At 52.6% G+C, this 13,039-nt stretch carries 14 protein-coding genes and 1 pseudogene; 3 read left to right on the plus strand and 12 right to left on the minus strand.

What is annotated here, in order from left to right; translation table 11 throughout:
- Window positions 1-60: 60 nt before the first annotated feature.
- The 3 genes from HMPREF3066_RS00510 to HMPREF3066_RS00520 all read right to left on the minus strand — a co-directional run bounded on the left by HMPREF3066_RS00510 (window position 61) and on the right by HMPREF3066_RS00520 (window position 2,841).
- Complete coding sequence (locus tag HMPREF3066_RS00510) at window positions 61-885, minus strand: undecaprenyl-diphosphate phosphatase (protein ID WP_070439793.1); 825 nt, start codon at window positions 883-885, stop codon at window positions 61-63.
- A gap of 206 nt (window positions 886-1,091) precedes the next feature.
- On the minus strand, window positions 1,092-1,736 hold the full coding sequence (locus HMPREF3066_RS00515) for a thiol:disulfide interchange protein DsbA/DsbL (RefSeq protein WP_070439794.1): 645 nt from the start codon (window positions 1,734-1,736) through the stop codon (window positions 1,092-1,094).
- A gap of 10 nt (window positions 1,737-1,746) precedes the next feature.
- Window positions 1,747-2,841, minus strand: coding sequence for an SPOR domain-containing protein (locus HMPREF3066_RS00520; protein ID WP_070439795.1), 1,095 nt, complete (start codon window positions 2,839-2,841; stop codon window positions 1,747-1,749).
- 304 nt (window positions 2,842-3,145) lie between these two features.
- On the opposite strand from HMPREF3066_RS00520, the pseudogene HMPREF3066_RS11825 reads away from it, so the two are divergent.
- Window positions 3,146-3,361: pseudogene (locus HMPREF3066_RS11825) on the plus strand (transposase); the annotation flags it as partial.
- Window positions 3,362-3,633: 272 nt separating this feature from the next.
- Here HMPREF3066_RS11825 and HMPREF3066_RS00525 read toward each other — a convergent pair.
- From HMPREF3066_RS00525 to tsaE, 9 genes are all read right to left on the minus strand, one after another.
- The gene (locus HMPREF3066_RS00525; RefSeq protein ID WP_234396293.1) at window positions 3,634-4,080 is read right to left on the minus strand and encodes a hypothetical protein; all 447 of its coding nucleotides are present in this window, start codon (window positions 4,078-4,080) and stop codon (window positions 3,634-3,636) included.
- Window positions 4,081-4,166: 86 nt separating this feature from the next.
- Window positions 4,167-5,663 carry a YifB family Mg chelatase-like AAA ATPase gene (locus HMPREF3066_RS00530; RefSeq protein ID WP_070439796.1) on the minus strand — a complete coding sequence of 499 codons (1,497 nt, stop codon included), beginning with the start codon at window positions 5,661-5,663 and terminating at the stop codon, window positions 4,167-4,169.
- 13 nt (window positions 5,664-5,676) lie between these two features.
- On the minus strand, window positions 5,677-5,997 hold the full coding sequence (locus HMPREF3066_RS00535) for an accessory factor UbiK family protein (protein ID WP_003757162.1): 321 nt from the start codon (window positions 5,995-5,997) through the stop codon (window positions 5,677-5,679).
- A gap of 199 nt (window positions 5,998-6,196) precedes the next feature.
- Window positions 6,197-7,261 (minus strand): DUF1176 domain-containing protein, encoded by a 1,065-nt coding sequence (locus tag HMPREF3066_RS00545; protein WP_070439797.1) that lies wholly within the window; start codon window positions 7,259-7,261, stop codon window positions 6,197-6,199.
- A gap of 190 nt (window positions 7,262-7,451) precedes the next feature.
- Window positions 7,452-7,859 carry a YMGG-like glycine zipper-containing protein gene (locus tag HMPREF3066_RS00550; RefSeq protein WP_045072442.1) on the minus strand — a complete coding sequence of 136 codons (408 nt, stop codon included), beginning with the start codon at window positions 7,857-7,859 and terminating at the stop codon, window positions 7,452-7,454.
- Window positions 7,860-8,121: 262 nt separating this feature from the next.
- Window positions 8,122-8,214: a methionine/alanine import family NSS transporter small subunit gene (locus tag HMPREF3066_RS11830; protein ID WP_016687493.1), complete on the minus strand. Its 93-nt coding sequence runs from the start codon at window positions 8,212-8,214 to the stop codon at window positions 8,122-8,124.
- Window positions 8,211-9,746: a sodium-dependent transporter gene (locus HMPREF3066_RS00555; protein ID WP_070439798.1), complete on the minus strand. Its 1,536-nt coding sequence runs from the start codon at window positions 9,744-9,746 to the stop codon at window positions 8,211-8,213. The genes HMPREF3066_RS11830 and HMPREF3066_RS00555 overlap by 4 nt, the downstream gene beginning before the upstream one ends.
- Window positions 9,747-10,157: 411 nt before the next feature.
- Entirely contained in the window at window positions 10,158-11,417 is a 1,260-nt protein-coding gene (locus HMPREF3066_RS00560) for an N-acetylmuramoyl-L-alanine amidase (protein ID WP_070439799.1), read from the minus strand.
- Entirely contained in the window at window positions 11,399-11,875 is a 477-nt protein-coding gene (gene tsaE, locus HMPREF3066_RS00565) for a tRNA (adenosine(37)-N6)-threonylcarbamoyltransferase complex ATPase subunit type 1 TsaE (protein WP_070439800.1), read from the minus strand. Before tsaE ends, HMPREF3066_RS00560 begins: the two co-directional genes overlap by 19 nt.
- 105 nt (window positions 11,876-11,980) lie before the next feature.
- Between tsaE and HMPREF3066_RS13435 the strand changes: the two genes are divergently transcribed.
- Together HMPREF3066_RS13435 and murI are read left to right on the plus strand one after the other, a co-directional pair.
- A complete protein-coding gene (locus HMPREF3066_RS13435) occupies window positions 11,981-12,112 on the plus strand; it encodes a hypothetical protein (protein WP_321178874.1) in 132 nt (43 codons plus the stop codon).
- Window positions 12,113-12,129: 17 nt separating this feature from the next.
- Complete coding sequence (murI, locus tag HMPREF3066_RS00570; RefSeq protein ID WP_003779418.1) at window positions 12,130-12,939, plus strand: glutamate racemase; 810 nt, start codon at window positions 12,130-12,132, stop codon at window positions 12,937-12,939.
- Window positions 12,940-13,039 lie beyond the last annotated feature (100 nt).

A 13,039-nucleotide genomic window follows, 5' to 3' on the forward strand; every position in this document is an offset into this window, starting at 1 on the left:
GGGGGCCAGTTCAGTTTTCAGACGACCTTTTTTCATGGGCAGCTTATTCCTGCTTCAACATCATGCTGTCCATGTGACCCAGCCCATCGCCCAAGTCAGCAGAATCAATCCGCCGAAGACGATGCGGTAATAGGCAAACGGAACATAGTTTTTGCTGGACACGAATTTCAATAGCGATTTAATCGCCAAGAGGCCTGCCAAGAAAGCGGCGATGAAACCGACGGCAATCAGGCCGACATCCTGCAAAGTAAAGAGTTTGTAGTGTTTCAATACGTCATAGCCGGTGGCGGCAATCATCATCGGCACGGCGAGGAAGAAAGAAAATTCGGTCGCAGCTTTGCGCTCGATGCCCCACAGCATACCGCCCATAATCGTACTGCCCGAACGCGAAGTCCCCGGCACCAGCGCGCAGATTTGGGCGCAGCCGACCACAAGCGCGTCGATCGGGCGCATTTCGTCCACACTTTTGACTTTCGGTTTGATTGTGCTTTGGCGTTTTTCGACCCATAAAATAAAGAATCCGCCCAATACCAACATGGTGGCGACGGTAATCGGGTTAAACAGATATAATTTAATTTGTTTGCTAAACAGCAAACCTACGACTGCCGCTGGCACGAACGCGACGGCAAGGTTCAACACGAAGCGGTTGGCGGTGCGGTCTTTGCCCAGTCCGGATAAAACGGAGGTAAAACGTTGACGGTATTCAAAAATCACGGCAAGTACCGCGCCCAGTTGGATGGCGATTTCAAATACTTTGCCGTTGCTGTGGAAATTGAGCAGGTCGCCCAATACAATCAAGTGGCCGGTACTTGAAATCGGCAGAAATTCCGTCAAGCCTTCCACAATGCCCATAAGCAGGGCTTTTAATAGAGTCAAAATGTCCATATTGCTTTCTTTTTGGTTTTCAGACGACGTTTGCCCGTCTGGATTTCAGGATGAAGCGGTATCGGAAAACTGCTGCGGTATGACGGTATTTGCCCCATCCCTCAGCAGTATCGTTTTTATGGATTTTACGCCGCCCAAAACAAACAGACAGTTCGGAAACCGCCTTATCTTTTGCAGTCATTCCGAAACTGTCTGGCTAAATTCCGTCAGCGCGCGGCTTTGCCGGAACGCTCTTGGCGGACTTTGTTAATCAGCTCGCCTATGATTTTCTGCCCATTCGCCCAATCGCTGCTGAATATGACCCGATATTTGCCTCCGACGATGACGTCCGGCGTGCCTTCGATACGGTAAGTCTCGGTCAGGCTTTGCATTTTTTTAGCGGCTGCGAGGCTCGCGGGTGCGTCGTATGCGGCAATCAGTTTTTTGCTGTCAAAGCTTTTTTGTGCCGCCGCCCAGCTTTTGAAAGTGGCGGTATCCGCCAAATTGATTTTCTGTTCGTGTACGGCTTTGAAAATAGCGGGGTTTGCCTGATACTTCAAACCCGAAGCGTTAACCGCCGCGGCAACCCGCGCCAAGCCCAGCATTTCAGGCATCCAGACGACGTGTTCGGTACGCAGGTAAACGTCTTTCGGGAAAGTTTTGCTGTATGACAGCAAGACGGGATCAAAGTTTTGGCAATGTATGCAGAAATAGCCGAAAAATTCCAAAACTTCGATTTTGGATGCGTCTCGTTGCGGAATCGGTTTGTTCAAAACCGTGTAATCCACACCTTCGACCGCAGCCTGCGCGCTTGCGGAAAAGGCAAGCGCGAGGCTGAGGAGGACGGCTGCCGGTTTGGTTGTCCGTTTCATTGCCGCCTCCTTATTGTGCCGAACGCATCAGGCTGTTGATATTGTGTTTTTGCAAGTCTTTCTGAACGTTTTTCGCAGCTTCAGACGACATGCTGTTGCTTTGTACGCGGTAAACGGTTTTGTCGCCGTTGGTGCGCTCGACTACTTTGGACGAAATGCCCAGCATGGCGAGTTTGGCACGTTGCGCGTCGGCGCTGTTGCGGTCGGCGTACGAACCCATTTGCAAGATGACTTTTTTACCGCCTTCCGCAGTTTTGGCTTCGGCTTTGGCGTTGTCGGCTTTGGCGGTTTGTTTGTCCGCTTCGGCTTTTTTCACTTCTTTCGCCGCGCCTTTATTTGCTTCCTGACGGGCTTTTTCGATGTTGCCGCTGTTCAGGATTTGCTCGGGGGTCGGTTTGTTGGTTTTGGCCGTTTCGGTTTTCTTGGCTTCGGCGGCTTTCTTCTCAGCCGCTTTTTTCTCGGCGAGTTTGCGCTCGGCGCGCGCTTTTTGTTTGTCCGTCAACTCGGCTGCCTTTTTGGCTTTACCGGCGGCTTCTTTGTCGGCTTTTTCTTTTTCTGCGCGTTTTTTCGCAAGCTCTGCCTTTTTCTCGGCGAGTTTTTGTCTCAACTCGCGTTCGGCAGATTCTTTGTCTTCTTTTTCAGCTTCGCGCAGGGCTTTTTCTGCTTCGCGGGCTTCGTCTTCCGCTTCATGGACGGCACGCTCTTTTTCCGCTTTTTCTTTGTCCGCGCGTTCTTTCTCGGCTTTGGCTTTATCTGCCTTTTCTTTCGCTTCTTTGTCTGCGCGTTCTTTTTCTTTGGCTGACGCATCGTCGTCGGCTTCGCTGCGTTTCTGTTCGGGCTTGGCTTCTTCTGCCGGACGCTCTTTCTCTACGGGAACGACGACAGGCTGCTCTTCAGTTGCGGGCTTGGACTCAGGTTTGGATTTTTCCTGCGGCTTGAGGATTTCAGGCTCGGTTTGCTGTTTTTGAGGCTCGGTCGCGCCTTTGAAGGCGTTCGGGGTGTCTTGATTCAGAAAATACAGGATGCCCCCGATCACGCCGGTGGCGAGGATGAGGCCGAAGAAAAAGCCGAAAAGGCCTTTGCCGTATTGAGTGTTCTTATTCATGAGATACCTATATTGATGATGCCGTTCAGACGACCTTTTGGCGGCAGAGGAATCTGCTGCTGCCATCGGCAGGGACGGGTCATTTTATCAATATCCTTTATATTGGGCAAAAATGCGCCGTTTGTTTACATGGTTTTTACGAAAACCGCCGTGATGTTATGACGCGCTGACAATTTATCAAAAACAGAATTTTCCTGATAAAACAGTATATTCCTGGCTTAAAACACCAGCAAGATACCCAACCGGTCTCAGCTTTTATCTTGAATCTTCCGTTTTCAGTATTCAAGGGCGGCTGGTATCAAGCAGTTACGACAAGTTGGGCGTGAGCGGTTTTATCCATTACCGTATCAACCATTCCAAGGAGTTTGCAGACCGTCAGAACCACATCAACGGTATCGAGAACTTTTGGAATCAGGCAAAGCGGGTTTTACGTAAATACAACGGAATTGACCGAAAATCTTTCCCGCTATTCTTGGAAGGATGCGAATTCCGGTTTAACTTCGGTAAACCGTCTCAATAGCTTAAAATTCTGCGGGATTGGTGTGGAATTTAGAGCCAATCTACGTCAGCCCCTAACATTTTGATTATTTGTTCCTACAAATGCGAATTTGCTTCTCCATTTTTATTAGCCATAACGATGGTGCTGATTTACTTGACTGTACTGCTTCTATTTAATTATATTAATAATCTTAAAAGGTTATATTTGTTAATTAAAAACTATATTTTATTGATAAATCAATATTTAAATTTAGTCTATAATCAGACTGTGTTTTGAGCTAACCTTTCTTCAATTCATGTATATGTTACATATATAAAATCTGATATGGTGTGTGCTTTTGTAAAATCATAGTAACCCTCTGGTATCTGAAATAAATCATTCATAACCCGTTTTTCTAAAAAAACTTTATCCTCATGATAATTATTAAAAAACAGAATTTTAATTCCTGAAAATTTTTTAAATTTTTCAAATAAGCTATTATGGGCAAAAACAAAAGGAATCATACAGTTTAATAATATAAAATCAGTTTCTTTCTCCCCATGAAAAGCAACCCAATTTTCAATTCCTTCATCCCAATCCGTCTCGAATGAAAAATAATTTGATATTAAAAAAATAGATTTTTTTAAAGAGATTACATCATACCTACGCTCCATGCCCCATAAAAAATCCTGTGTCAAATCGTAAAAAACATTAGTTTCCTGGCATCGCATAAATAACCCCATTGTTTTTCCGATAAGCATTAATAACTTTTATATGCTTACCATTTGCATATCCTACAATCTCTGAAGACAGAGTTGATTTACCCTATCAGGTCGTCTGAAAAACCTTACAACGCGCGGCGGAAGCTGACGGCTTTCAAAACATGGCTTCTGCCGACTTCTTCATCGCCCGCCAAATCCGCCAATGTACGCGCCACGCGCATGATGCGGTGGAAGCTGCGGGCGGAGAGGGAGAGTTTTTCCAACAGGCTACCCAAGGCTTCCCGCGCTTCTTTTTGGATGCGGGCGGACGTGTCGAGTTCACTGACGCTCAAGGCGGCATTCACTTTGCCTTGCCGCGCGTATTGTTTGTCGCGGGCGGCGATCACGCGCGCCAACACGACGGCGCTGCTTTCCCCCGCTTCCTGCTGCATCAGTTCGGCGGCGGACAGGCTGGGGACTTCGATGGTCAAATCGATGCGGTCGAGCAGCGGGCCGGAAATTTTACTGCGGTAACGCGCGACGCTTTCGGGCGTGCAGCGGCAGGGTTTGACGGGATGCCCGAGATAACCGCAAGGACACGGGTTCATGGCGGCGACAAGCTGGAATTTGGCGGGATAGACGGCTTGGCGCGCCGCACGGGAAATGTGGATTTCGCCGTTTTCCAAAGGTTCGCGCAAAACTTCCAAAACTTTGCGGTCAAACTCGGGCAGCTCGTCCAAAAATAAAACGCCGTGATGCGCCAATGAAATTTCGCCCGGACGCGGGTCAGAACCGCCGCCGACCATGGCTGCCGAACTGGCACTGTGGTGCGGGCTGCGGAAAGGACGGTGGCTGTCGAGTTGTTGCTGATGATTGGGCAGGAGCGAACGCAATGCCCATACCTCGACCAATTCGTCTTCGGTCAAAGGCGGCAGAATGCCGGGCAGCCGTTGGGAAAGCATGGATTTGCCCGTTCCCGGCGGGCCCATCATCAAGAGGCTGTGTCCGCCCGCGGCAGCGATTTCCAAAGCAAGGCGGGCAGTATGTTGACCCTTGACATCGATGAGGTCGGGCAGTTTGGCGTTTTCAGACGACCTATGCGGGACTTGGCAGGCGGTTTGCGCCAAGGGTTCGATACCGTTCAAATGGGCGGCGACTTCACCTAACGAACGCGCACCGTAAACGGTAATGCCGCGCATCACGGCGGCTTGTTCTGCGTTTTCCTGCGGTAAGACGAAAGAACGTCCCGCCTGCATACCCTGCCACGCCATCGCCAACGCGCCGCGCACGGGGCGCAACATGCCGTAAAGCGCCAATTCGCCGGCAAACTCGTATTGCGCGAGCTTTTCGGGTGCGATTTGTCCGGATGCGGCAAGGATGCCCAGCGCAATCGGCAGGTCGAAACGTCCCGATTCTTTGGGCAGGTCGGCGGGGGCGAGGTTGACGGTGATTTTTTTGGCAGGGAAGTCGAAACCGCTTTGGATGATGGCGGCGCGCACGCGGTCGCGGCTTTCTTTGACTTCGGTGTCGGGCAATCCGACGATATTGAAATGAGGCAGGCCGTTGGCAAGGTGGGCTTCCACTTCGACCAACGGCGCATTCATGCCGCTCAAGGCGCGGCTGTAAACCAAGGCAAGCGACATGTTTCAGACGACCTTATTCGCCGGCTTCGGTTTGCTGTTTGATTTCGGCGACAGCTTCTTCGGCTGCGGCTTCGGCAGCTTCCAAGGCAGACTGCTCAGGCTCTTGCGCGGCTTCGAGTTTTGCCAGACGCTCTTCCAGCTCGACCAGTTTGGTGCGGGTCTTAATCAAAACCTGCTGCTGGATGTCGAATTCTTCGCGCGTGACCAAATCCATACGGTTGAACGCGCTGCCGAGCATGGCTTTGACGTTTTTCTCCATGTCTTTGGCGGGGCTGTTGGCGATGGTTTCGCTGATTTTTGCGCTGACTTCTTCAAAGAGTTGTTTGCCGAACATAATCCGTATCCTTTATATCAGAATATATAAAATCCAAGCGTATTGTATAAGGAAAAAGGTCGTCTGAAAACGGGCATTCTGCTGTCGCGCCTTTTCCCTTCCAAACATCGCCCGCGTGTAGCAAATGCCCGCAAAATCACTCAATCTTGCGGGCATTTTTGAAACGGCTTTTGCCGTATGTTTCGATATTCGGCGTATTTTAACGCTCGACGCGGGCATCAAAAATCGGCAGCCACCACGCACCGCCGGTAAAGCCTTTGCACGAGCCGGTGGTGTGTTCCTCGCTGCGGACGAAGCTCTTGCCGTCCCACACCGCCGCACTGCTTGTCCAGCAGTCGCCTATGCCGCGGCCTTTGAAGCTGCCGCTGAGGGTGGCTGTTTTCTCGTCGAATCCGCCGTGCCCTCCGTATACCATCGGCGGCAGCACTTGTTCGATTTTGGTCAGCTCTTTATCGGCAATGGCATAGTAGCCGCTGGTTTGATAAGCACCGCCGATACAGATGGCCGAAATCAAAACCTGACGATCGTTGAGCGGATGGACATACAGGCTGCGGTTCCAACCCATTTGCTCTTTATTATGCAGGGCAGGACAGTAATTATCGTCGCCTTCGGAAACGCGGTTGCTGTTGCGCAGCAGCTTCATGACGGCGCTATGGCGCGGTGTGTCTTGTTCCAGTATATCGCCTGCTGTTTTCGGTACGGCAACGGCGCGGATGACGGGTTTGGGCTGCGGGCTTAGGACTGCCTGACTGCTGTTGCCTTTGCGTATCAGCGCGGAAGGCGTGTTCAGACGACCTTGGAATTCGTCCGCTTTCAACATTGCCGCCGCCGCGCCTTTGTCGGACAAGTGCCATTCATATTTTCCCGCACGGATGCTGATTTTGCTTTCTTTTTTCAATGCTTCAAGCAAGGCGTTGGTTTGCGCGCTGCTCAATTTGCCTGTGCCTTTTTTGTTCAACGCCAATTTGCCCAGCGATTTGCCGTTCAGCATCAATTCGCTGCGGGCTGCCACGCGGGCGAGCTGACGCTCATCGTCATTAAACGGCAGCAGGGAAACTTCGCCGGCAACGGCGGCGTTCGCCCCCGCTTTTCGGGTAAACAAGATGGAAACCGGCGTTTCTGTTTCGTCCGCCTGATATCCGGCAAGACGGCATGTGCCGGTATTGTCGCAAGCGATGTCCCAGTCTTGGTAATTTTGATAAAAGCCTTGAGGCGGAGCGGCCAGTGCGGTGGCGGGCAAAACAGCCAGCAGCCATTTTTTCATGATGTATTCCTTCAGTTTTATTTTATAGTGGATGGGTAAAAGACGGCGCGGCAAGGAAACACAGTGCCGCACTGCTTTTTTTGTAAAACATATGATGCGTCGTTTGCCAAAAAGTTTTTGGCTCGGGACGGCAAAGGTCGTCTGAAACTCCCTTTCAGACGACCTTTTTTAAGATATACAGGCTGCGTGTTTAATCATCGTTGTAATCGTAGTAATCATTGTACCAGTCGCGGTATTTACGATAGTGGTGTTTATGTCTTTTGTAGCGTGCCTCACGGTAGTAAGGATCGTCATAGTCGTAATCATCACGATCGTAGCGGTAGTCGCGGTAACGGCGGTCGTACCAATAGTTGTCGTTGTCTTTCTGGTTCATTTTTTTATTTCGATAGGCGTATGCATTACCTGCCAAACCACCTGCTACCGCGCCGATGAACGCACTTTGTTCATCGTTACCCAATAGTCCGCCTAAAGCTGCGCCTGCTGCTGCACCGATAAGGGTAGCTTTTCTTTGGTTGTCAGTGCCCCTAGCTTCCGCATTGATGGAGGGGAGGCTGAGGCTGGCGGCGAGTAATACCGCCATAAGTGGTTTCATAGTCATTGTTTCGTCCTTTCGTGAAACACGGCAGGTGCCGGAGAATGGTCAGCATTATAGTCATTCTTTTGTTCGCCGTTCATTTTTCTGTAGAAAATTAGCGTAAACAAATGTTGTTTGTTGAGGCGCGATTGCTTGGTTGATGGATTGGAAGTCTTAACTATATTGGATTTGGCGGTAACAAAACGCCCCGAAGCCGGTATGCGGTTTCGGGGCGTTTGGGTTTCAGACGACCTGTACGGTGTCTGCAACACTTATTTGAAAAAGCCTATTCTTCAGGCAGCCGCCATACGGACAGAATGAATCCGCCCCAGATGACGACGAGTGCGATAATCATCATGATGATGGCTGAGGTACTCATTCTTTGTCTCCTTGTTCATGTTCGTGTTCGTCTTTGACGTTGAAGTTTTGACCATGCTTCCAAGGCAGAAGCGACAGCACCACGGAGATGACAATCAGACCGATCGACATGCCCCAGCCGAAGATATTGAGGAAATCGCTGGGATATTTCGAGTAGTTTTCTTTAAGCAGGCCGATTGTGTCTTGGTACAACATATAGCCGAGCATGGCAACGGTAAAGATGACGCTGGCAGTCCAAATCGCACCGACGCGGACGGAGGAGAGCGCGTTCAGGTGGTCGCGCAGTTCGGGCAGTTTGCGCAGGGCGATGATGGCCAAAACATAGACGAAGCCGGCGGCGACGATGCCGTAGGTGTTGACGAATTTGTCCAATACGTCCAAAACGGGCAGGCCGGTGGTCGTGCCGAAGAGCAGGGTGGAGATAATGCCCATCGGAATGCAGACAAGCAGGGTGGCGTTGACGCGGCCGATGTTCAATTTGTCCTGAATGGCGGCAACGATAACCTCGACGATGGAAATCATCGAGGTAATGCCTGCGAATACCAGCGAACCGAAGAACAATACGCCGATCAGCGCCCCCATCGGAGCTTGGTTGATGATGGTCGGGAAGGCGATGAAAGCCAAACCGATGCCGCTGGAAGCCACTTCGCTGACGGCTTGCCCTTTCGCTTGCGCCATAAAGCCCAGCGCGGCAAATACGCCGATACCGGCGAGCAATTCAAAGCTGCTGTTGGCAAAGCCGACAACCAAGCCGGTACCGCCCAAGTCGGTTTTTTTCTTCAGATAGGAAGAGTAAGTCACCATGATGCCGAAGCAGATGGAGAGCGAGAAGAAAATCTGACCGTATGCGGCGACCCAGACTTTCGGATCGGAAAGTTTCGACCAGTCGGGCGTAAACAGCGCGTCCAAACCCTTAGCCGCGCCCGGCAGCGTCAGCGAGATGCCGACCATGATGATGAACATAATCAAAAGCAGCGGCATGAAGAACGACGATGCGCCCGCCACGCCTTTTTGTACGCCTAAAGCCATGATGATGCAGGTAAACAGCCATACGCCGATCAGCGGACCGACGACTTTACCGACAAAATCCAAGCCCAAGGCTTCAGGACCTGCCATGTTCAAAAAGTCTTTAAAGAAAAACGCTTGCGGATCCGCGCCCCATGCGGCGTTCAGCGAGTAGTAGGCATAGCTTGCCGACCAGCCGATGATGACTGCGTAGTAGATACAGATGATGACGTTGGTCATCACGTTCCACCAGCCCACAGGCTCGAACCAGCGGCCGAGGCGGCGGAAAGCCAGCGGAGCGGAGCCGCGGTAGCGGTGGCCGATGGCGTAGTCGAGCAGCAGCAGCGGGATGCCGGCGGTCAAGAGTGCGACCAGATAGGGGAGAAGAAATGCGCCGCCGCCGTTTTCGAAGGCGATGTAGGGGAAACGCCAAATGTTGCCCAAGCCGACGGCAGAGCCGATAGCGGCAACCATAAACGCGCGGCGGTTGCTAAACGTCGCGCGTTCGTTTGTTTTGGAATCAGACACGTTGATACCTCTTGCTTTGATGTGGTATGAGAACAGCCGCTTGGCGGCTTACGGTTATAGAAATGAAGTCTGACAGGGGTAATGTCGTCTGAAAAAAACAATCGGCTTGTGGCCTTTGTTTACAATCTATGGCTGTATCGTAAAAAAATTTAACAGGATTGGCAAGCGGAAAACAAATTTAATTTGCGTTTCAGGCAGTTCTGGGAATTTCAGACGGCCTTGCATTGCCCAAGGGCAGGGTGAGTTGCCGGATGTGGACGTTATTGTTTTTTGCGTTTAGGGCTTGTTGTGCAATTTGGTATGAATTCGAATGCACATTATTTTTTAAGGAATGACGTAAAAAATAAAAGGTCGTCTGAAAACCGATTTCAAAGTTTCAGACGACCTTTTATCTTTTCCGGCAAACCGAACTTACCCTCTGCGCAATGCGGCGGTATTGACGTATTTTTGGATGCCGGTGGCGATGGCGTCGGCGCATTGGCGGCGGAAGGAGTCGCTGCCGAGCAGCCGCTCTTCGGTGGGGTTGGACAGGAAGGCGGTTTCGACAAGGATGGACGGGATGTCGGGCGCGCGCAGGACGGCGAAGTTGGCTTCGTCAACGCGGCCTTTGTGGAGTTGGTTGAGTTTGCCCAATTCGGTCAGGACGGAATGTCCGAGTTTGCGGCTGTCGCGCATGGTGGCGGTTTGGGTCATGTCGAGAATGGCGTTATCGACGCTGCGGTTGCCGCTTTTGGGAACGCCGCCGATGGCGTCGGCGTTGTTTTGGGTTTGGGCGAGGAATTTGGCGGCGGAGCTGGTCGCGCCTTTGGTATTGAGCATATAAACGCCGGTACCGCGCGCAGACGGGCTGGTAAAGGCGTCGGCGTGGATGGAGACGAACACGTCGGCATGACGGGCGCGGGCTTTGGCGACGCGCACGCCCAGCGGGATGAAGATGTCTTCGTTGCGGGTCATGTAAACGGTGTAGCCTATGCTTTCAAGGCGGTTTTTGGTTTCGCGGGCGATGGAGAGGACGACGTTTTTCTCTTTCAAGCCACTGGACCCGATGGCGCCGGGGTCTTCACCGCCATGACCGGGGTCTATCATGACGACGGGGCGGCGTCCGCCGCGGTTGGAGCGGGGAGGTACGTCTTGGGCAATGTCCGTGCGTTCGGCAGGACGTTGCGTTTGCATGCGTTTCGGCGGATTGCCGTTGAGCAGCGCCATCATCGGATCGTTGGCATCGACGCCGTGCGGGTAGAGGTCGATGACGAGGCGGTTTTTAAAGCCGCCGACAGGGGCAAGCGAGAAGACTTGCGGATAGGCGTTTTGCTTGAGGTCGATCACGACGCGCACGGTTGTAGGGGTGTTTTGTCCGGCACGGATGCTGCGGATATAGGGGTCGTCGGGCAGGACTTTGCCGGAAATGCCTTGCAGGACGCTGTTGATGTTGGCGTTTTGGATGTCGACGACGAGCCTGCCGGGGTTTTCCAAGGCGAAATGCTGATATTGCAGCGCGCGCGAGCTTTCGATAGTGATACGGGTATAGGCGTGCGAAGGCCAAATACGGGCGGCGACGAATTGGGCTGGCGGCGCGGCTTTGGCGAGGGCGGAGGCAATCGGCGTGAGGGTGAACAACAGTCCAGCAGTTTGGCGGACGACTTGTCTTCGTGTCAGTTTGAATTTAACCATGCTTCTAAACTTTTTTGTCCGTTGGCGGTGTGTGCGGTAGCGGTGCAGGTCCTGCCCTGCGCGGCGTGATTCAGGGATACGGTGATGTCTGCGGGCGGCGTGAACGCGCCGCCCTGTTGCGGCCATTCGATGATGCAGACGCTGTCAGGGGAGAACAGGTCGTCCAGACCCGCATCTTCCCATTCTTCGGGCGAGGCAAAGCGGTAAAGGTCGAAATGATGGAGCGTGAACGCTTCCAGCGGATAGGATTCGACGATGGCGTAGGTCGGGCTTTTGACCGCGCCGGTGTGTCCGAGTCCGCGCAGGATGCCGCGCGTGAACGTGGTTTTCCCCGCGCCCAAATCGCCTTGCAGATGGATGACCAATGGCGCGCGCAGCGATTTTGCCCAACTTTCGCCCAGCTCGAGTGTGGACTCTTCGTCGGGAAGCCGGCGGGAAAAGGTTGCGCCCTCGCTCATGAAATCAGCCTTATCGTGTTCTAGAAACCTTAATTATGCTGGATTTACGGGCATTTGCAAACATAAGGGAGGATAAAGTTAGATAAAGATGTTCAATCGGCATCTTTGCCGTCTGCCGTCCAAACGCCGCAGAGGTCGTCTGAAAACACCGTTTCCACACAGTCCAAACCCTTTCAGACGACCCCGTCCCTGTTAAGCCTTGCGCCGAACGTGTACAATCCGCCTCATCATACCTAATCCGTACAAACCGCATCATGACTATCAGCAAACAACGCCCCATCGGCGTTTTCGATTCCGGCGTCGGCGGACTGACCAACGTCCGTGCCCTGATGGAACGCCTGCCGATGGAAAACATCATCTACTTCGGCGACACCGCCCGCGTTCCCTACGGCACCAAATCCCGCGCCACCATCGAAACCTTCGCCATGCAGATTGTCGATTTCCTACTGGAAAACGATGTCAAGGCACTGGTCATCGCGTGCAACACCATTGCCGCCGTTGCCGGACAAAAAATCCGTCAAAAAGCAGGCAATATGCCCGTATTGGACGTGATTTCCGCCGGCGCGCAGGCTGCCCTGAACACCACGCGCAACAACAAAATCGGCATCATCGCCACCAACACCACCGTCAACAGCAACGCCTACGCCCGCGCCATCCACGCCCAAAACCCCGACACGCTTGTGCGCACGCAGGCGACGCCGCTGCTCGTGCCGCTGGTGGAAGAAGGCTGGCTCGACCACGAAGTAACCCGCCTGACCGTGCGCGAATACCTCAAACCGCTCTTGGTGGACGACATCGACACACTCGTCCTCGGCTGCACCCACTTCCCGCTGCTCAAGCCCCTAATCGGCAAAGAAGCGCAAAACGTCGCCCTGGTCGATTCCGCCATCACCACCGCCGAAGCGACCGCCCAAGCGCTCGCCCAAGCAGGGCTGCTCAACACTGAAAACGATAGCCCCGACTACCGCTTCTACGTCAGCGACATCCCCCTGCGCTTCCGCACCATAGGCGAACGCTTCCTCGGACGCAGCATGGAACAAATCGAAATGGTCTCGCTGGGATAAGGCGTATCCTGCATGCCAAAACGAGAGGTCGTCTGAAAACTCTGAACTGGCCCCCAAATCTTGGACAGTCATAAAAGCCTATTCAGGCGCTCTGTGCAAG

The organism is Neisseria sp. HMSC03D10 (assembly GCF_001807625.1).
GTDB classification, from domain to species: Bacteria; Pseudomonadota; Gammaproteobacteria; order Burkholderiales; family Neisseriaceae; genus Neisseria; species Neisseria mucosa.

Bases quoted from the DNA above. Each gene is read 5' to 3' on its own strand.
- HMPREF3066_RS00535 (WP_003757162.1), bottom strand. From the start codon at position 5,997: ATGTTCGGCAAACAACTCTTTGAAGAAGTCAGCGCAAAAATCAGCGAA.
- HMPREF3066_RS11830 (WP_016687493.1), bottom strand. From the start codon at position 8,214: ATGAGTACCTCAGCCATCATCATGATGATTATCGCACTCGTCGTCATC.
- HMPREF3066_RS00515 (WP_070439794.1), bottom strand. From the start codon at position 1,736: ATGAAACGGACAACCAAACCGGCAGCCGTCCTCCTCAGCCTCGCGCTT.
- HMPREF3066_RS00530 (WP_070439796.1), bottom strand. From the start codon at position 5,663: ATGTCGCTTGCCTTGGTTTACAGCCGCGCCTTGAGCGGCATGAATGCG.
- HMPREF3066_RS00520 (WP_070439795.1), bottom strand. From the start codon at position 2,841: ATGAATAAGAACACTCAATACGGCAAAGGCCTTTTCGGCTTTTTCTTC.
- tsaE (WP_070439800.1), bottom strand. From the start codon at position 11,875: ATGAGCGAGGGCGCAACCTTTTCCCGCCGGCTTCCCGACGAAGAGTCC.
- murI (WP_003779418.1), top strand. From the start codon at position 12,130: ATGACTATCAGCAAACAACGCCCCATCGGCGTTTTCGATTCCGGCGTC.
- HMPREF3066_RS00545 (WP_070439797.1), bottom strand. From the start codon at position 7,261: ATGAAAAAATGGCTGCTGGCTGTTTTGCCCGCCACCGCACTGGCCGCT.
- HMPREF3066_RS00550 (WP_045072442.1), bottom strand. From the start codon at position 7,859: ATGACTATGAAACCACTTATGGCGGTATTACTCGCCGCCAGCCTCAGC.
- HMPREF3066_RS00560 (WP_070439799.1), bottom strand. From the start codon at position 11,417: ATGGTTAAATTCAAACTGACACGAAGACAAGTCGTCCGCCAAACTGCT.
- HMPREF3066_RS00510 (WP_070439793.1), bottom strand. From the start codon at position 885: ATGGACATTTTGACTCTATTAAAAGCCCTGCTTATGGGCATTGTGGAA.
- HMPREF3066_RS00525 (WP_234396293.1), bottom strand. From the start codon at position 4,080: ATGCTTATCGGAAAAACAATGGGGTTATTTATGCGATGCCAGGAAACT.